Raw genomic sequence first — 16,547 nt, 5'->3', positions numbered from 1 at the left:
GTGGCCCGTCCCCCCCTTCGCCGGCGCGTCCGCGACGACCGCGGGTCGCTCTCGGCCTACTTCATCAGTGCGACCCTGGCCGTCATCCCGCTCCTCGGGCTCGTCGTCGACGGCGGCGGCCAGGTCCGGGCGACGCAGCGGGCCGATCTCGTCGCCGACGAGGCAGCACGTGCGGCCGGCCAGCAGATCGAGGCCGGCGACGCGATCCAGGGCGACCGCGTCGTGCTCGACAACCGCTCGACCCAGGCCGCGCGCGACTACGTCGTCGCTCAGGGTCTCGAGGTCGACTCGGTCGTCCTCGAGCCGGGAGGTCGCGAGATCACCGTGCGGACCCGCGCGACCTACGAGCCGGTCTTCCTCGGCGCCATCGGCCTCGGCCCGTGGACGGTCGAGGGCGAGTCGACGGCCACCCTGGCCCAGACCGATCTCGACGGCGAGGAGTACCGGCGATGAGACGTCTGCGGGGTCTGCTCGCGCTCGTCGGGATCCTCGCGGTCCTCGGCGGCGTCCCGTGGCTGCTGCTCGCGATCGGGGCGAGCCCCGTGCCGTCGTCGACCCCGCAGGTCGGCGAGATCTGGGACGCCGTGCGCCAGCCCGCCGATGGCGCCGTCTTCCGCACGATCTTCACCTACGCGGCCTGGCTGGCCTGGCTCTTCTTCGCGCTGTGCATCGTCGTCGAGGTCGTCGCCCGGCTCGCCGGCGCGCAGGCGCCCGACCTGCCGGGCCTGTCCCTGCCGCAGGGCATAGCCCGCAGCCTCGTCGCGACGGCCGCCCTGCTCTTCATCGCCGCTCCGGCCGTGACGAGCGTGGCCGGCAGCGCGAGCGCGTCCCCGGGCGGCGGTGCGGCGAGCGCCGCCACGGCCAGCGCGACGGCGAGCGTCGTCGCCGACCAGGCGGGCGGGGCGGCGGCGGTCGCGAGCACGACCGCCGAGACCGGCATCGGTGCGGCCGACGACGCCGCGAGCTCCGTCGAGGCCGCACCGGAGGTCGCCACCCGGACGCACACGGTCGCGCGGGGCGAGACGCTGTGGTCGATCGCCGAGCAGCACCTCGGCGACGGCGCCCGGTACGACGAGATCCTCGAGCTCAACCCCGGCATCTCCTCGCACTGGATCACCCCCGGCGCCGAGCTCCAGGTCCCCGACGAGACGCCCGCGCCCTCCGCCGACGACGCCGGTCACGAGGTGACCGTCCAGCCCGGCGACACCCTGTGGGAGGTCGCCGAGGACGAGCTCGGCGACGGCTCGCGGTACGGCGAGATCGCCCAGGCCTCCTCGGACCTCGAGCAGCCCGGTGGCGAGCGGCTCACCGATCCCGACCTCATCAAGCCCGGCTGGCAGCTCTCCGTCCCCGGCGGCACGGGGTCCGACGGCACGGGGTCCGGCGGCGCCGACTCTGACAGCACCGCGTCCGACGCCGGGACCGCGTCCCCCGGTGCGGCCGGGTCGGCCGAGACCGCGCCGTCCACGACGGCACCGTCCTCCCCCACGACCGACGACGACCCGGCCGCTGACGTGCCGGATGACCTGGGCGCCGAGACCGCCGCCGATGCCCGGTCCGCGGTCACCGCGGGCGACGCCGCGACGACCGTCGGGCAGACCGCGGCTGCCACCCCGGCGACCGGCGAGTCCTCCGAGACCGCCGACCCGGTGCTCGTCGCCGACCCCGACGACGGCTGGGCCGGCACGGCCATCGGCATCGGCGGGCTCACCGCCGTCGGCCTGCTCGGGCTGCTCGGCGCGGCCCGCCGACGGGGCCTGCGAGCCGGCCGCCGGACGAGCGAGACGACGCCGCTCGAGGGCGCCCTGCGCCTGGCAGCGGAGGGCCACTCCCGCGACACGGTCGACCTCGCGCTGCGCGACCTCGCCCGGGCGGCCGCCGCCCAGGACGTCGCGCTGCCTGGCCTGCAGTCGGTGCGGCTGACCCGCCACCACGTCGACGTGCAGCTCGACAGCCCGCTTGTGCTCCCCGCGCCGTGGACGTCGACCGCCGACCCCCGGGTCTGGACCCTGGCGGCGGAGCGCGCCCGTGGGCTCGACGCCCTCGCCCTGGCCCAGGTGCCCCCGCCGTACCCGGCGCTCGTCTCCCTCGGGACCGACGCCGAGGACGCGCACGTGCTCGTCGACCTCGCGCACGCCCAGACCCTCGCCGTCGTCGGCGAGCAGCGCACGACCCGCGCTGTCGTCGCCGCCCTCGCCCTCGACCTCGCCGGCAGCGCGTGGGCCGACCGGACGACGATCACCGTCGTCGGCGGCGACCCCGCGCTCGTCGACGCCATCGGTTCTCCCCGCCTGCGGCACGTGCCCGACGCGACCGGCTACTTCGTCGCCGCAGGCGTCACCGCCGAGACGACGGCGCGCGAGGTCGTGCTCGTGAGCGGTGAGCCGAGCGCGGCCGACCGCGACCGTCTCGTGCGGACGGCAGCCAGCTCGCCGCGCATCGCTCTCGTGCACACGAGCGAGACCCCCGTCGACGGGCTGTGGTCGCTGTCGGTGGGCGCCGACCCCGACGCCGCGGTCCTCGCCCCCAGCCAGCTGCAGCTGCGCGCCCAGCGTGCCGACGACGCCGCGGTCGCCGCCGTCGTCGAGCTCTTCCAGCTCGCCGTGCAGTCCGACGACTACTGGGCACCGGCGCAGGAGCCGACGCTGGCCACCGTCGGCGCCGCCGCGGCCGCGATGGGCTCGCCCGGCGTCGTCCTCGACGACGACGGCCGGGTCGTCGTCAGCAGCGAGGACGACCAGCCCACCCGACGCCACGTCGACGAGATCACGGCGGCGCGACGGGTCCCCCTTCGCTGGAACACCCCGGTCGTCGCGACCTCCGGGCGCGCTGCCGACGAGGACACCGCTGCCCTCGTCGAGACCGTGCGACGGGCGACCGACAGCTCGTGGACCGCGACGGCGAGCACTCCCCGCTGGCTGAGCAACCAGGTGACGCCGACCCCCGGGGTGCCGCTGCCGCCGGTCGTCGCCTTCCCGCTGCGCGACGCCGACCTCGCCGCGCAGGTGGCAGGGCCCGTCCTGCGCCTCCTCGGCCCCGTCGACATCGACCACGGGCCCGAGGTGCGCGAGGTGCACCGTGCGCGGCTCACCGAGCTGGCGGCCTACCTCCACCTCCACCCCGGCGCGAGCGACGCCGAGCTCGACGACGCGATGTGGCCCAACCGCAGCGGGCACGACCACGCCCGCGCCCGGCTCGGCGCCCTCGCCGCGCTCGGCGACTGGATCGGCGAGCTCGCGCCGCAGCGCGGTGCCCACGACCTCACCGGGGCACCGGAGTCGGGCCGGGCCGCTGCTGCCGCGCTGCCGTCCGACTGGGACATCTGGCAGCGCCTGCTGCCCGGCGAGACCCGCTCGGCCCAGACCACCGATCTCGAGCAGGCCCTCGGCCTCGTGCGCGGGCGCCCCTTCGTCGGGTCGCGATCGCGCCACTACCTCTGGGCGGCACCGCTGCGATCGACGATGATCGAGGCCATCTGCGAGGCCGCGGCCGAGCTCGCCCGCCGCCGTCTGCTCGAGGGCCGGGTGAGCGCCGCGTACGACGCGACCGTCGTCGGGCTCACCGTCGAGCCGCACGCCGAGCCCCTGTGGCGCCTGCAGGTCCTCGCCGCCCACGAGCTCGACGACGAGCTGCTCGAGGGCGCGGTCGCCGGTCTGCGCGAGCTCGGCGGCACCGACGACGCCGACCTCGACACCGGGTCGCGCCGGCTGCTCGAGCAGGTCGACCAGCTCGAGCGCACCCATGCCGTGCGAGGCGTCGGATGACCTCACCGAAGGAGCACCGCCCCATGCCCCGGACCCGCCGTCTCGACCCCGCCCGCCGCCGGTCCTCGCGCGCGCTGTCCGTGCTGTGCGCGACGGCCCTGCTGCTCATCTCCGCCCTCGCGGTCGCCCCGAGCAGCCAGGCCGAGATCTGCCGCAAGCTCGGGCTGCAGGCGGGCTGCCGGCTCGTGCTCGGCGACCCCGGCGGCGGGGACGGCAAGGGCGGCGGCAAGAAGCGCCCGCTTTGCCACCGCGGCCCTCCGGCGTACGACGCGATCAGCTGCTTCAGCATCAACGGCCCGTGGAACAACGAGCGCCAGTGCTACCTCGCCGAGAACAACGACGAGGTCGACTACTCCCGCCCCGAGTGGGAGGGGCACACGACCGGTCGTCTCTACGACTGCGTCAACAGCGTCGGCGTGACCATCGGGACCTACTGGTACGAGAACCCGCCGCAGATCGAGGGGTGGAACCCCTCGAGCGCCGCGCAGACCGTGCTCAACATGCGCTTCGTCGCCTTCCCCATCGGGCTGGCGCCCAGCGCGCGTCGCTACGCCGAGGGCAGCGCCGGCGTCGTCGGCATGCCGGTGTGGATGTGGGCCGCCGGCCAGTACCTCTACACCTACGCCGACCCGCCCGTCACGGTGCGCGAGCCCGGCACCCCCTACTACGTCACCGCCGGGACCACCCACACGACGTGGGACATGGGCGACGGCACGACCGTGCGCTGCAAGAAGGGCACCGAGTACTTCCCGTCCTTCAAGCTGCGCGACTCCCCGACGTGCGGGCACCGGTACAAGGAGCCCGGCTACTACCGCGTGACGATCCGCACGTACTGGAACGTCGAGTGGGTCGACGCGCTGGGCTACGACAGCCAGCAGCTGGAGTTCGAGCGGTCCGCCGTCATCCGCGTCCTCGAGTCGCAGACGGTCAACGCGGCATGAGGGCGTCAGGTCCGCTCGCGCTCGTCGCCGCGGCCGGTCTCGTCGTGCTCGCCGGCTGCGCGCAGGAGCCCACCCCGCTCGTCGTGCGGACCGGCGGGGTGGACCGCGCCCCGGTCGAGGAGATCTCGCCCGAGGACGACGCCCGGCAGCGGGCGAAGGGGGTCGTCACCGGCTACTTCGCGAGCGCCGACGGCATCTTCGACAACCCGTCTGCCGACCCCGGCGGCGCGACCCTCGAGGCGGTCGCCGAGGGCTCGGCGAAGACCGTCGCGTCCACCCGGGCGAACCGGCTGATCCTGGCCGAGCGGGCGCAGACCGGCCGCACCGAGATCAGCGACCTCACGATCACCTCGCTCGACCTCACCTTCGACGACTCGAAGAAGATCACCGTGTGGCCCACGGTGCGTCTGTCCGGGTGCATCGACCGCTCCGCGCTCAAGACCGTCGACGCCTCGGGCTCCCCGGTGAAGGACCCCGCCCTGCGCAGCGTCCGCGCGACCTTCTCCGTGCGCAACACCTCCTGGCCCTCCCGCGACGGATGGCGGATGTCGTGGTTCAAGGAGAGCAAGACCCGCTGCTGATCCCCCTTCGCGCTTTCCCGCCCAGGGCGGGAAAGCTCGACCTCGGGCAAGAACATTCCCTTCCCGAAGTCGCATGTTCCCGCCCAGGGCGGGAAAGCTGGGGCGGCCGGTCAGGGCGAAGGGGGGACGAGGCGGCCGTCGGCCATCCGCACGACGTCGTCGGCGACGACCTCGGCCTCGGCGTGGTCGTGGGTGACGAGCACGCCGGTCGTGCCCGTCTCGACGAGCACCTCGCGCAGGTCGGCGGCGAGGCGCTCGCGCAGCTCGCGGTCGAGCGCGGACAACGGCTCGTCGAGCAGGAGCAGCCGGGGGCGGGCGCCCAGCGCGCGGGCCAGCGCCACGCGCTGCTGCTGCCCGCCGCTGAGGGTCAGCGGGTCGTCGTCACCGCGCCCCGACAGACCCACGAGCTCGAGCAGCCGGTCGACCTCACGGGCGAGCTCGGCGCCACGCAGACCCTGCAGCCGCAGGCCGTAGCCGACGTTGCGCGCCACCGACAGGTGCCCGAAGAGCTGCCCGTCCTGGAACATCATCGCGAAGCCGCGCCGGTGCGTCGGCGTCGTCGCGAGGTCCGACCCGTCCCAGCGCACCTGCCCGGCGGCCAGCGGCTCGAGCCCGGCGACGGCGCGCAGCAGCGTCGACTTGCCGCAGCCCGAGGGACCGAGCACGGCGAGGACCTGCCCGGTCGGCAGGTGCAGGCTCACGTCGTCGACGGCGGTCAGCGCGCCGAAGCGCACGGTGACGCCGTCGAGGGTGAGGCCGGGTCCCCCTTCGCTCATCAGAACGCCCCCACGGAGGACAGCCGCAGCCGCTCGACGAGGCCCATGACGGCGACGGTGACCGCGGCGAGGAGGACGGCGGCGGCCATCGCGCCGCCCTGCGCCTCGGCGCCGGGCCGCCCCATGAGCGTGTAGACGAGCACCGGCAGGGTGGGCTCGTCGGGGCGGGCGAGGAAGGCGGTCGCGCCGAACTCGCCGAGCGAGACCGCGAGCGCGAAGCCGACGGCCGCGAGCAGCGGGCGCCACAGCACGGGCAGCTCGACCGTCGCCCAGGCACGAAGGGGGCCCGCCCCGAGCGTCGCCGCGGCCTCGCCCTGACGGCGGTCGACGTCTCTCAGCACCGGCGCGATGGTGCGCACGACGAGGGGCAGGGCGACCATCGCCTGCGCGACGGGCACGAGCAGCGGCGTCGAGCGCAGGTCGAGCGGCGGGCGGTCGAGGGTGATGAGGAAGCCGAAGCCGATCGTCACCGCGGAGACGCCGAGCGGCAGCATGAATGTCGCGTCGAGGGCGGCGAGCCACGAGCGACCCCGCCGCGAGCGCGGGCGCCTCGTGACGGCGAGGGCGACGAGCAGTCCGAGCACGAGCGCGAGGAGCGCCGCGTCGACCGCGATCCGCCACGACGTGCCGAGCGCGTGCCAGGCCGAGGCCCCGGTGCCGGGCACCTCGCTCGTCAGCTGGGCGTAGTTCGCGAGCGTCCACGTCGACCCCCGGCGCAACGAGCGGATGACGCCACCGACGAGCGGGGCGAGGACGAGGAGCACGGCGACGGCGGCGACGACGAGAGCGGGCAGGTGGCGGCGGGCGACCGGCACGCGCGGGACGCTCGCCCGGGAGCGCCGTCGCACCCCGCGTGCGCGGCTGCGCGTCCGCTCGGACAGGACGAGCAGGGTGACGACGACGACGAGCTGGAGCACGCTGAGCACCGCCGCGCCCTGCAGGTCGAGCAGCGAGGTCGTCAGCAGGTAGATCTCGGTCTCGACCGTCGCGTAGCGCAGCCCGCCGAGGGTGAGCACGACGCCGAAGGCCGTGGAGCAGAAGAGGAAGACGACGCTCGCCGCCGAGACGACGGCGGGGCGAAGGGCGGGCAGCGTCACCGTGCGCAGGACGTGCCCGGGCGAGGCGCCGAGGGCGGCAGCGGCCTGGGCGGTGCGCGGGTCGAGCCCGTCCCACGCGGCGCCGACCGTGCGCACGACGACGGCGACGTTGAAGAAGACCATCGCGAGCAGGATCGCCACCCAGGACCCGTCGAGGCCGAGGACGCCGAGCGGGCCGGACGAGGCGAGCAGCCCGCGCCACAGCACGCCCACGACGACCGTCGGCATGACGAAGGGCATGACGACGAGCGCACGCAGCAGGCCCGCGCCGGGGACCCGCAGCCGGTGCAGGACGTAGGCCGTCGGGACGCCGAGCGCGAGGGTCACCGCCGTCGCGAGCGTCGAGATGCCGGCGGTGAAGGCGAGCACCCGGGCCGTGCGAGACCGGCCGAGGACGTCACCGACGCCGGAGAGGTCGAGCGCCCCGTCGGTGACGAAGCCGCGCCCGAGCATGCCGAGCAGCGGCAGCACGAAGAAGACCGCGAGGAAGGCCAGCGGCAGCAGCGCGAGCAGTGCCGCGGCCGCAGCCGGTGACCCCGCGCGTCTCAGGAGGTGAGGTCCGTCCACTCGCGCACCCACGTCGAGCGCTTCTCCTCGATCGTCGCGGGCTCGACCTCGAAGGGCTCGGGCGCGACCTTCGCCCACCGGGCCCAGTCGCGCGGGAGCTCGACCTCGCCCGAGACCGGGTACATGTACATCGACTCGGGGATGCCGGACTGCACCTGCGGGTCGACCATGAGGTCGACGAGCGCCTGGGCACCGCCCGGCTGCTCGGTGCCGGCGACGACGCCGACGTACTCGACCTGGCGGAAGCACGTGTCGAGCAGGGCCGAGGTCGTCGGCTCGGTCCCGCCCTCGGGCACGGTGAAGGGCGGCGAGCTCGCGTAGGACAGGACGACCGGGCGGTCGCCCTTGCCCTCGCCGGCGGTGAAGTCGACGCCGTAGGCGTCGGACCAGCCGGAGGTGACCTTCGCGCCGTTGTCCATGAGGTCGCGCCAGTAGTCCTGCCAGCCGTCCTCCCCCTTCGCCGCGACGGTCGCGAGGAGGAAGGCGAGACCGGGGCTCGAGCTCGACGCACCCGGCGTGACGAAGAGGTCGCGGTACGCGGGGTCGGTGAGGTCGTCGAGGGTCTTCGGCGGGTCCATCTTCTTCGCGGCGAACCACGCGTCGTCGACGTTGACGCACACGTCGCCGAAGTCGACGGGGGTGAGCACGTCGGCGCCCTCGCCCTCGAGCGCGTACTGGTCGGCGCCCGGGGGCAGCTGCGGCGAGTACGGCGCGAGGACCCCCTCGCTCACCGCTCGCCCGGCGAAGGTGTTGTCGATGCCGAAGACGACATCGGCGACGGGACTGCCCTTGGTGAGCACGAGGCGGTTCGTCACCTGGCCGGCATCACCGGCCGTGACGACCTCCACCGTGCAGCCGGTCTCCTCCTCGAAGTCTGCCGTGACCTCCTCGGGCAGCGAGAAGCTCTCGTGCGCGAGGACGGTGAGGGTGCTGCCGGGCTCGCACGACCTTGAGGCCGCGGTGGTGCTGCTGCCGGAGCCGGCGGACGAGCTCTCGCCGCCGCTCCCGCTGTCGGTGCCGGAGCTCAGCGAGCACGCGGCGAGGCTCAGCCCGGTCGCGGCGAGCGCGAGCAGGCGGACGGGACGGGTGGATCGGGTCATCTTCGTGACTCCCTACGCCGGTGCGAACCGGATCAGGTCGGAGGGTCTGCGGCTACCCGCACTCTCAGCGCTGCTCAGCGCTCCCCTGTCGTACGGGCCGAGGATAGCCCAGGCTGTGGCAGAGTGCCGAAGGCAGGCACGACTGCCCAGGTCGGGCGGTCGTGAGCAACGCACGTCGAGGTGAGGAAGTCATGGGCAACGCACTCTGGAAGGTCCTGGGCACCGGTCTGGCCATCGCCGCGGGCACGATCGCCAACAAGGTCGTCACCGCCGCCTGGAAGAAGGCCGGCCGCGACGTCGACATCGACCCGCGCAACCCCGAGAGCCCCGTCGGCGAGGCGCTCGTCTACGCCGCCCTCGCCGGTCTGGCCATGGGCCTGGCCCGCACGATGGCGACCCGCAAGGCCGCACAGCTCTACCAGCGCTCCGCCGGCCACCTCCCCAAGGACATGCAGCAGGGCGGCGCCTGAGCGACCCGCGTCCGGGCCCCGTCCGTAGGGTGGGGCCCATGATGCGCGCGATCGAGATCACTGAGCCCGGAGAGCCCGACGTCCTGCAGGTCACGGAGGTCGAGCGCCCCGCGGCCGGTCCTGGTCAGGTCGTCATCGACGTGGCCGCGGCCGGGGTCAACCGTGCCGACCTCTTCCAGCGCAAGGGCGCCTACCCGCCGCCCCCCGGGGCCTCCCCGCTGCCCGGTCTCGAGGTGAGCGGCACCGTCGCGGAGATCGGCGAAGGGGTCGAGGGCCTCGCCGTCGGCGACGAGGTCTGCGCGCTGCTCGACGGGGGCGGCTACGCCGAGGCGGTGGCCGTCGCGGCGACCCAGGTCCTCCCGGTGCCCGCCGGCGTCTCGCTCGTCGACGCGGCCGGTCTGCCCGAGGTCGTCTGCACCGTGTGGAGCAACGTCTTCATGACCGCCGTCCTCCAGCCCGGCGAGACCCTGCTCATCCACGGGGGCTCCTCCGGCATCGGGACGACGGCGATCCAGCTCGCGAAGGCCGCCGGCGCCCGCGTCGCCGTCACCGCCGGCTCGCAGGCCAAGCTCGACGCCTGCCGCGAGCTCGGTGCCGACATCCTCATCAGCTACAAGGACGAGGACTTCGTCGAGCGGCTCAAGGAGGAGACCGACGGCCACGGCGCCGACGTCCTCCTCGACAACATCGGCGCGAAGTACCTCGCCCGCAACATCGACGCTCTCGCGACGAACGGCCGTCTCGTCAACATCGGCCTCATGGGTGGCGCGAAGGCCGAGCTCGACCTCCGGTCGCTCGTGAAGAAGCGGGCCGCGGTCATCGCGACCTCGCTGCGCGCCCGGCCCGCCGCGGAGAAGGCGGCCATCGTCGCCGCGGTCCGCGAGCACGTGTGGCCCCTGATCGAGGACGGCGTCTTCCGCCCGGTCATCCAGGGCACCCACCCGCTCGAGCGCGCCGCCGACGCGCACCGCGAGCTCGAGGAGAGCCAGCACATCGGCAAGGTCCTCCTCGTGCCCTGAGCCCCGGCTCGCCGCGCCGCTGCAGGCGCCCCTCATCTCCCCCTTCGCCCCCGCCGGGCGGAGGGGGAGAGCCGTACCCGGGCCCGTCGGACGCGAGGACGCGCCGACCGGACGACCCGCTTGCCGCCGGGCGCATACCGGGTATATCTTCACCGCACCGGCGATGCATACCGAGTATTCGCCCCGGTGATACGAGGTCCTCATGTCCGTCCGGCTCGGTCTGCTGGCACTGCTCGACGAGCAGCCCATGTACGGTGCGCAGCTGCGCGCGGAGTTCGAGGCCCGCACCGGCGGCACGTGGCCGCTCAACATCGGGCAGGTCTACACGACCCTCGCCCGGCTCGAGCGCGACGGCCTCGTCGAGCAGGCCGACGCCCCCGACGAGGAGGGGCGGATCACCTACCGCCTCACCCAGGAGGGTCGCACCGACGTCCTGCGCTGGTGGGGCACGCCCGTCGTCCGCGACAGCAGCCCCCGCGACGAGCTCGTCATCAAGCTCGCCCTCGCGGTGACCGCGCCCGGCGTCGACGTGCCGACCCTCGTCCAGACCCAGCGCACGGCGAGCCTGCGCCACCTGCGCGACCTCACCCGTCTCAAGCAGAGCGCGCTCGACCAGCACGAGTCGGGTCCGACGAGGGGTGGCCGGCACGACCTCGCCTGGCTCCTCGTCGTCGAGAACCTCATCTTCGCCGCGGAGTCGGAGGTGCGCTGGCTCGACCACGTCGAGTCGCGCCTCGCCCGCGAGCGGGTCCGACCGCGTGGCCCGGTGGCCACGCCGCCGCCCGACGGCGGCACGAGCAGCACGGCCCCCGCGTCCGCGGCGGCCTCGGCACGAGCAGGGGAGCAGCGATGACGACGACGGCGCAGGTCAGGGACACCCGCACCGACTCGAAGGGGGCGGTCCTCCAGCTGAGCGGGGTGACCCGCACGCACGGCGAGGGCGACACCGCGGTGAGCGCGCTGCGCGGGGTGGACCTCGCGATCCGGCCCGGCGAGCTCGTCGCCGTCATGGGCCCCAGCGGGTCGGGCAAGTCGACCCTGCTCAACCTCGCCGGCGGCCTCGACCGGGCGACGAGCGGCCAGGTGATCATCGAGGGCCACGACGTCGCCCAGCTGCGGCCGCGCCAGCTCGCCGAGCTGCGGCGTCGCCGCGTCGGCTTCGTCTTCCAGGACTACAACCTCATCCCCTCGCTCACGGCGGGCGAGAACGTCGCGCTCCCCCTCGAGCTCGACGGGGTGGGGGTGCGCGCCGGTCGCCGCGCCGCCCGCGAGGCCCTGGGCATGCTCGACCTGCAGGAGCTCACCGACCGCTACCCCGACCAGATGTCGGGCGGTCAGCAGCAGCGGGTGGCCATCGCCCGCGCCCTCGTCGGCGGCCGTCGCCTCGTCCTCGCCGACGAGCCGACGGGTGCCCTCGACAGCGAGACCGGCGAGGAGGTCCTGCGCATCCTGCGTCGCCGGTGCGACAAGGGCGTCGCGGGCCTGCTCGTCACGCACGAGGCCCGCCACGCCGCGTGGGCCGACCGCGTCGTCTTCCTGCGCGACGGCCGGGTCGTCGACACGACCGGCGAGCCCGGCCGGGTCGAGGACCTGCTCCCCGGAGACGCGTCGTGAGCACGCTGACCCGTCCCGATCGCGACACCCTGCCCGAGCGCGGCAGCGTCGGCGAGCGCCCCACGGGGACCTTCGTCTCGTCCTGGCGCGTCGCCCTGCGCATGGCCCGCCGCGACGTCGGCCGCTACCGGGGGCGCAGCCTCGTCGTCCTGCTCATGGTGGGCCTGCCCACCGCGCTCATCTGCGCGGCGCTCACGCTCGGCGCGACGCAGCAGATCAGCATGTCCGAGGACGTGCAGTACAAGGTCGGCGGCACGACGGCACTCGTCCGGCCCCCAGAGGCGTCCGCGATCGACCAGGGCCCGTCGCCGGACTCCGAGGGCTTCAGCGCGCGGGACGAGGCCGCGGCGCCGATCCCCGGGTACGACGACGGCACCGACGTCGAGAGCGACGCCGCGGCGATCGGCGAGCTCGTCGGCGGGCGCGCCATCTCGTGGACCGAGCGCGAGCTCGCGATGCGCGTCGGCGACCGCACCCCGCGCCTCTTCGCCCTCGGCGTCACCGACCCCGAGGCGCTCGGCGACAAGGTCGAGCTGCTCTCCGGCCGCTGGCCGACCTCGCCCGACGAGATCCTCGTCTCGCCCACCGTGGCTGACCGCGGCATCCCCCAGTCGGGCGGCGTCGAGGTCGTCGACGGCCGTGACTCCACCCGCACCGTCCAGGTCGTCGGCACGGTCCGCGCCTACACGACGTGGGGCGGCATCTACGACGCCGTGACGACCGACCTCGGTCCGGCGAGCTCCGGGTCTCCCGTGTCGTGGTTCGTCGACCGCGACGAGCCGATGGGCTGGCAGGAGGTGCGCCGGCTCGGCGGCTACGGCCTCGCCGTGACCAGCGCCGCCGTCCTGCTCGACCCCCCGTCGACGTCCGAGCTGCCCGAGACGATCGCCGCGCAGCAGAGCTCCCAGGACGGCCAGGTCACCGACATCGTCGTCATCGGCGGCGTCCTGCTCGTCCTCGTCGTCACCCTCCTCGTCGGACCGGCCTTCGCCGTCGGCGCGGCACGTCAGCGCCGCACCCTCGCGCTCGCCGCGAGCAACGGCGCGACGACGAGCCAGCTGCGCCGCAGCGTGCTCGCCCAGGCCGTCGTCCTCGGCGGGCTCAGCTCGGTGATCGGCGCGGGGCTCGGCGTCGCGGGCGCCTGGGGCCTGGCGCAGTGGATCTCGGTGAGCCGCGGCTGGCCGATGGGGCCCTTCGAGGTGCCCGTGCTCGCCGTCCTCGCCATCGCGGCGCTCGCCGTGCTGTCGTCGGTCATCGCGGCGCTCATGCCCGCGCAGCGCCTGTCGCGGCTCGACGTCGTCGGGGTGATGAAGGGCCAGCACGCTCCCCCGCCGCCCAGCCGGTGGATGCTCGTCCTCGGCCTCGTGCTCGTGCTCCTCGGCGGCACCGGCGTCATCGGCGGCGCCCTGCGCCAGCTGTCTGCCCTCGTCATCGCGGCGGCAGCCTTCGCGCTCGTGCTCGGCGCGCTCATGGTCGTCCCGACCATCCTGCACCTGCTCGCCAGGATCGGCGGCCGGCTGCCGCTGCCCCTGCGGATGGCGACGCGTGACCTCGCCCGGCACCGCTCCCGCAGCGCCCCGACGGTGGCCGCGATCCTCGCCGGCACCGCCGTGCTGACGATGACCCTCGTCGCGACCGCGAGCGACGACGAGCAGTCCCGCCGCGAGTACCTCGCCTCCGCGCTGCCCGGCGAGCTCGTCGCCTACGCCTCGCCCGACGCGCTGCAAGCCGTCATCGCGCGCGCCGGCCAGATCGCCCCCGGCGTCACCTTCGCGACGGCGCGCACGCCCGGCTCGCAGGACTCCGACCCCGATGCGGCGCAGCCGGTCCTCGAGCTCCTGCCCCCCGGGTGCACCCTCGAGCAGGCGGCTGACGCGACGGCGGACGCCCAGGGCGGCCGGTGCGCCTCCGTCTCCGGCAGCCTGTCGCTGACCGACGCCTCGGGTCTGGCCGTCCTGCCCGCCGACGAGATCGTGCGCCGCCTCGACCTCGACGGCGACGAGGCGAGCCAGGTCCGGTCGGGCGCTGCCGTCCTCCTCGGCGGCGACCGCACGGCCGGGGCGGTGCGCGACGGCGAGATCACCGTCACCCGGGGCGACGTCCGCTACGGCGACACCGGCACCGCGCAGGTGGACGGCCGCACGAGCGCCACCCGCCTCCCGGTCGTCCACCTGCCGGAGTCCGACGACGACGCTGCTCGAGGCCTGGGGTTCACCCTGCTCGTCCCCGACGAGGTCGCCGACGACGCGGGCTGGCCCCTCGTCACCGGGACGCTCGTCGGTCACAGCGACGACGGGGTGAGCCAGGAGGTCGCGGACCGCGTCCAGACCGAGGTCGGCGACACCGGCGGGGTGCAGGTCGAGAGCGGCTACCAGAACCCGCTCTTCCTCATCATCGCGATCCTGCTCGGCATCTTCACCGCGGTGCTCCTCGTCGTCACGACGACGTCGACGGCGCTGAGCCTCGCGGAGCAGGAGAGCGACCAGGCGACCCTCGCGGCCGTCGGCGCGGACCGGCGCACCCGCCGGTGGATGGCCGGGGCGCAGACCTTCGCCCTCGCGGTGGTCGGGGTCTGCCTGGGGGTGGTCGTCGGCGCAGTGCCCGGCATCGCCCTCACGGTCCCCCTCACGGGCACGTCCTTCGACCCGGTCGAGGGCACCTCCGTGGTGGCCTCGCCGATCGTCGTCATCCCGTGGCTGCCGCTGCTCGTCGTGCTCGTCGTCGTGCCGCTCCTCGCCGGGGCCATCGCCGCGGCCGGCATCCGCCGGGCCCCGGACGCGACCCGGCGCACGGCCTAGACCGCCGAGGAGGGCGGCCCGGCGCAGGGGGCCGAGCCGCCCTCCTCGGTCAGGGGGCGAAGGGGGATCAGCCTCGGTCGAGGTGATGTCGTGCGTCCGGACGCACCGCATCACCTCGACCCGGGCGGCGTCAGTCGGCGAGCTCGCCGGCGATCGCCCGGCCCGCGGTGCGGCCGGAGAAGATGCACCCGCCGAGGAAGGTGCCCTCGAGCGCGCGATACCCGTGGACCCCGCCGCCGCCGAAGCCCGCCGCCTCGCCCGCCGCGTACAGGCCGCGGATCGGCTCGCCGTCGTGGCCGAGCACCCGGGCGGACAGGTCGGTCTCGAAGCCCCCGAGCGTCTTGCGCGACAGGATGTGGAGCTTCACGGCGACGAGCGGGCCGCGGGCGGGGTCGGTGATCGGGTGGGGCGGGTAGGCCCGCTTGCTCAGCCGGTCACCGCGGTAGCGCCCGGCGACCGCCATCGCCGCGAGCTGCGCGTCCTTGCTGAAGGAGTTGCCGACCTGCGCGTCCCGGGCGAGCACCTCGTGGCGCACGGTCTCGACGTCGAGCTCGGGCTCGCCCTCCTCGCGCAGCTCGCCCATCCGCGCGACGAGCTCGTCGAGCGAGTCGGCCTGGACCCAGTCGACGCCCTTGTCGAGGAAGGCCTGGACCGACGGCGGCACCGGGGTCACCGGTCGGCGGGCGACCGCGCGCACCGATCGGCCGGTGAGGTCGGCGTTCTGCTCGGAGCCCGACAGGGCGAACTCCTTGCCGGCGATCGTGCGGTTGGTGACGAACCACGAGTGGTCGTGCCCGGTGCGGCGCAGGTGGGCGAGCGTGCCGAGGGTGTCGTAGCCGGGGAAGAGAGGCGCGGGCAGCCGGCGGCCGGTCGCGTCGAGCCAGATCGAGCTCGGCCCCGGCAGGATCCGGATGCCGTGGCCAGGCCAGATCGGGTCCCAGTTGCGCACCCCTTCGACGTAGTGCCACATCCGGTCGCGGTTGATGACCCGCGCGCCGGCCTGCTCGGTGATGGCGATCATCCGCCCGTCGACGTGCGCCGGGACCCCGGTGACCATCCGCCGCGGCGGCTCGCCGAGGCGCTGCGGCCAGGCCGCGCGCACGAGGTCGTGGTTCGCGCCGATGCCGCCGCTCGCGACGACGACGGCGGGAGCGCGCAGCTCGAAGTCGCCGACGGGGTCGCGGTTCGTGCTCTCGCCACGGGGGTGGTCGTCGGGTGCGAGGACGACCCCCCGGACCCCGGTGACCGCTCCCCCGTCGACGAGCAGCTCGTCGACGCGGTGACGGTGGGCGAAGGTGACGAGACCGGCCTGCTCGGCCGCGGCCACCCGTTCGGCGAAGGGGGCGACGACCCCGGGTCCGGTGCCCCAGGTGATGTGGAAGCGAGGCACGGAGTTGCCGTGCCCGTCCGCGGTGCCGTCACCGCGCTCGGCCCAGCCGACGAGCGGGAAGAAGCGCATGCCCTGCTGGTGCAGCCACGACCTCTTCTCCCCCGCGGCGAAGTCGACGTAGGCCTGCGCCCACTCCCGGGGCCAGTGGTCCTCGGGCCGGTCGAAGCCGGCCGAGCCCATCCAGTCGGCGAGCGCGAGCTCGTGGCTGTCGGAGATGCCCATCCGGCGCTGCTCGGGGCTGTCGACGAAGAAGAGCCCGCCGAAGGACCAGTGGGCCTGGCCGCCGATGCCCGAGCGGGGCTCCTGGTCGACGACGAGCACCCGGCGACCGGCGTCGGCGAGCTCTGCGGTGGCGACGAGACCGGCGAGGCCATGTCCGACGACGACGACGTCTGCATCCATGGCCAGATCCTACCCGCGGGTAACCCGG

13 protein-coding genes and 1 riboswitch are annotated in these 16,547 nt (G+C 74.8%); of the genes, 9 read left to right on the top strand and 4 right to left on the bottom strand.

The window, feature by feature from the left end; all coding sequences use genetic code 11:
* Genes LIV55_RS11255 through LIV55_RS11240 form a run of 4 tightly spaced genes read left to right on the top strand, consistent with a single transcriptional unit; the run spans position 1 to position 5,286 of the window.
* Positions 1-453, top strand: coding sequence for a TadE/TadG family type IV pilus assembly protein (locus LIV55_RS11255; RefSeq protein WP_123092508.1), 453 nt, complete (start codon positions 1-3; stop codon positions 451-453).
* On the top strand, positions 450-3,764 hold the full coding sequence (locus tag LIV55_RS11250; RefSeq protein ID WP_229300242.1) for a LysM peptidoglycan-binding domain-containing protein: 3,315 nt from the start codon (positions 450-452) through the stop codon (positions 3,762-3,764). Before LIV55_RS11255 ends, LIV55_RS11250 begins: the two co-directional genes overlap by 4 nt.
* Positions 3,765-3,787: 23 nt before the next feature.
* Complete coding sequence (locus LIV55_RS11245; protein WP_229300241.1) at positions 3,788-4,705, top strand: PKD domain-containing protein; 918 nt, start codon at positions 3,788-3,790, stop codon at positions 4,703-4,705.
* Positions 4,702-5,286, top strand: coding sequence for a hypothetical protein (locus LIV55_RS11240; protein WP_229300240.1), 585 nt, complete (start codon positions 4,702-4,704; stop codon positions 5,284-5,286). Before LIV55_RS11245 ends, LIV55_RS11240 begins: the two co-directional genes overlap by 4 nt.
* 110 nt (positions 5,287-5,396) lie before the next feature.
* Here the strand turns inward: LIV55_RS11240 and LIV55_RS11235 are convergent, their stop codons facing one another.
* From LIV55_RS11235 to LIV55_RS11225, 3 genes are all read right to left on the bottom strand, one after another.
* A complete protein-coding gene (locus LIV55_RS11235) occupies positions 5,397-6,062 on the bottom strand; it encodes an ABC transporter ATP-binding protein (RefSeq protein WP_229300239.1) in 666 nt (221 codons plus the stop codon).
* Positions 6,062-7,726 carry an ABC transporter permease gene (locus LIV55_RS11230; protein ID WP_229300238.1) on the bottom strand — a complete coding sequence of 555 codons (1,665 nt, stop codon included), beginning with the start codon at positions 7,724-7,726 and terminating at the stop codon, positions 6,062-6,064. Before LIV55_RS11230 ends, LIV55_RS11235 begins: the two co-directional genes overlap by 1 nt.
* On the bottom strand, positions 7,705-8,826 hold the full coding sequence (locus LIV55_RS11225; protein WP_229300237.1) for a thiamine ABC transporter substrate-binding protein: 1,122 nt from the start codon (positions 8,824-8,826) through the stop codon (positions 7,705-7,707). Before LIV55_RS11225 ends, LIV55_RS11230 begins: the two co-directional genes overlap by 22 nt.
* Positions 8,819-8,923: riboswitch (TPP riboswitch) on the bottom strand. (Overlaps the previous gene by 8 nt.)
* A 94-nt stretch (positions 8,924-9,017) precedes the next feature.
* Between LIV55_RS11225 and LIV55_RS11220 the strand changes: the two genes are divergently transcribed.
* The 5 genes from LIV55_RS11220 to LIV55_RS11200 all read left to right on the top strand — a co-directional run bounded on the left by LIV55_RS11220 (position 9,018) and on the right by LIV55_RS11200 (position 14,727).
* Entirely contained in the window at positions 9,018-9,296 is a 279-nt protein-coding gene (locus LIV55_RS11220) for a DUF4235 domain-containing protein (RefSeq protein ID WP_068271753.1), read from the top strand.
* Between the two features lie 41 nt (positions 9,297-9,337).
* Positions 9,338-10,315: an NAD(P)H-quinone oxidoreductase gene (locus LIV55_RS11215; protein WP_123092598.1), complete on the top strand. Its 978-nt coding sequence runs from the start codon at positions 9,338-9,340 to the stop codon at positions 10,313-10,315.
* A gap of 202 nt (positions 10,316-10,517) precedes the next feature.
* Positions 10,518-11,168 carry a PadR family transcriptional regulator gene (locus tag LIV55_RS11210; protein ID WP_229300236.1) on the top strand — a complete coding sequence of 217 codons (651 nt, stop codon included), beginning with the start codon at positions 10,518-10,520 and terminating at the stop codon, positions 11,166-11,168.
* Positions 11,165-11,929 carry an ABC transporter ATP-binding protein gene (locus tag LIV55_RS11205; protein WP_229300235.1) on the top strand — a complete coding sequence of 255 codons (765 nt, stop codon included), beginning with the start codon at positions 11,165-11,167 and terminating at the stop codon, positions 11,927-11,929. The genes LIV55_RS11210 and LIV55_RS11205 overlap by 4 nt, the downstream gene beginning before the upstream one ends.
* The gene (locus tag LIV55_RS11200; RefSeq protein ID WP_229300234.1) at positions 11,926-14,727 is read left to right on the top strand and encodes an FtsX-like permease family protein; all 2,802 of its coding nucleotides are present in this window, start codon (positions 11,926-11,928) and stop codon (positions 14,725-14,727) included. Before LIV55_RS11205 ends, LIV55_RS11200 begins: the two co-directional genes overlap by 4 nt.
* Positions 14,728-14,857: 130 nt before the next feature.
* Here the strand turns inward: LIV55_RS11200 and LIV55_RS11195 are convergent, their stop codons facing one another.
* The gene (locus LIV55_RS11195; protein ID WP_123092518.1) at positions 14,858-16,519 is read right to left on the bottom strand and encodes an FAD-binding dehydrogenase; all 1,662 of its coding nucleotides are present in this window, start codon (positions 16,517-16,519) and stop codon (positions 14,858-14,860) included.
* Between the last annotated feature and the right edge of the window lie 28 nt (positions 16,520-16,547).

The organism is Janibacter melonis (genome assembly GCF_020567375.1).
Classification (GTDB): domain Bacteria; phylum Actinomycetota; class Actinomycetes; order Actinomycetales; family Dermatophilaceae; genus Marihabitans; species Marihabitans melonis.
Note: the sequence above shows the minus strand (reverse complement) of the source record. Positions and strands in the feature narration are given on the sequence as shown.

What these genes read in the sequence shown, in the direction of transcription:
- LIV55_RS11210 (WP_229300236.1), top strand. Translation starts at nt 10,518, where the DNA reads ATGTCCGTCCGGCTCGGTCTGCTGGCACTGCTCGACGAGCAGCCCATG.
- LIV55_RS11215 (WP_123092598.1), top strand. Translation starts at nt 9,338, where the DNA reads ATGCGCGCGATCGAGATCACTGAGCCCGGAGAGCCCGACGTCCTGCAG.
- LIV55_RS11245 (WP_229300241.1), top strand. Translation starts at nt 3,788, where the DNA reads ATGCCCCGGACCCGCCGTCTCGACCCCGCCCGCCGCCGGTCCTCGCGC.
- LIV55_RS11250 (WP_229300242.1), top strand. Translation starts at nt 450, where the DNA reads ATGAGACGTCTGCGGGGTCTGCTCGCGCTCGTCGGGATCCTCGCGGTC.
- LIV55_RS11220 (WP_068271753.1), top strand. Translation starts at nt 9,018, where the DNA reads ATGGGCAACGCACTCTGGAAGGTCCTGGGCACCGGTCTGGCCATCGCC.
- LIV55_RS11205 (WP_229300235.1), top strand. Translation starts at nt 11,165, where the DNA reads ATGACGACGACGGCGCAGGTCAGGGACACCCGCACCGACTCGAAGGGG.
- LIV55_RS11195 (WP_123092518.1), bottom strand. Translation starts at nt 16,519, where the DNA reads ATGGATGCAGACGTCGTCGTCGTCGGACATGGCCTCGCCGGTCTCGTC.
- LIV55_RS11240 (WP_229300240.1), top strand. Translation starts at nt 4,702, where the DNA reads ATGAGGGCGTCAGGTCCGCTCGCGCTCGTCGCCGCGGCCGGTCTCGTC.
- LIV55_RS11235 (WP_229300239.1), bottom strand. Translation starts at nt 6,062, where the DNA reads ATGAGCGAAGGGGGACCCGGCCTCACCCTCGACGGCGTCACCGTGCGC.
- LIV55_RS11225 (WP_229300237.1), bottom strand. Translation starts at nt 8,826, where the DNA reads ATGACCCGATCCACCCGTCCCGTCCGCCTGCTCGCGCTCGCCGCGACC.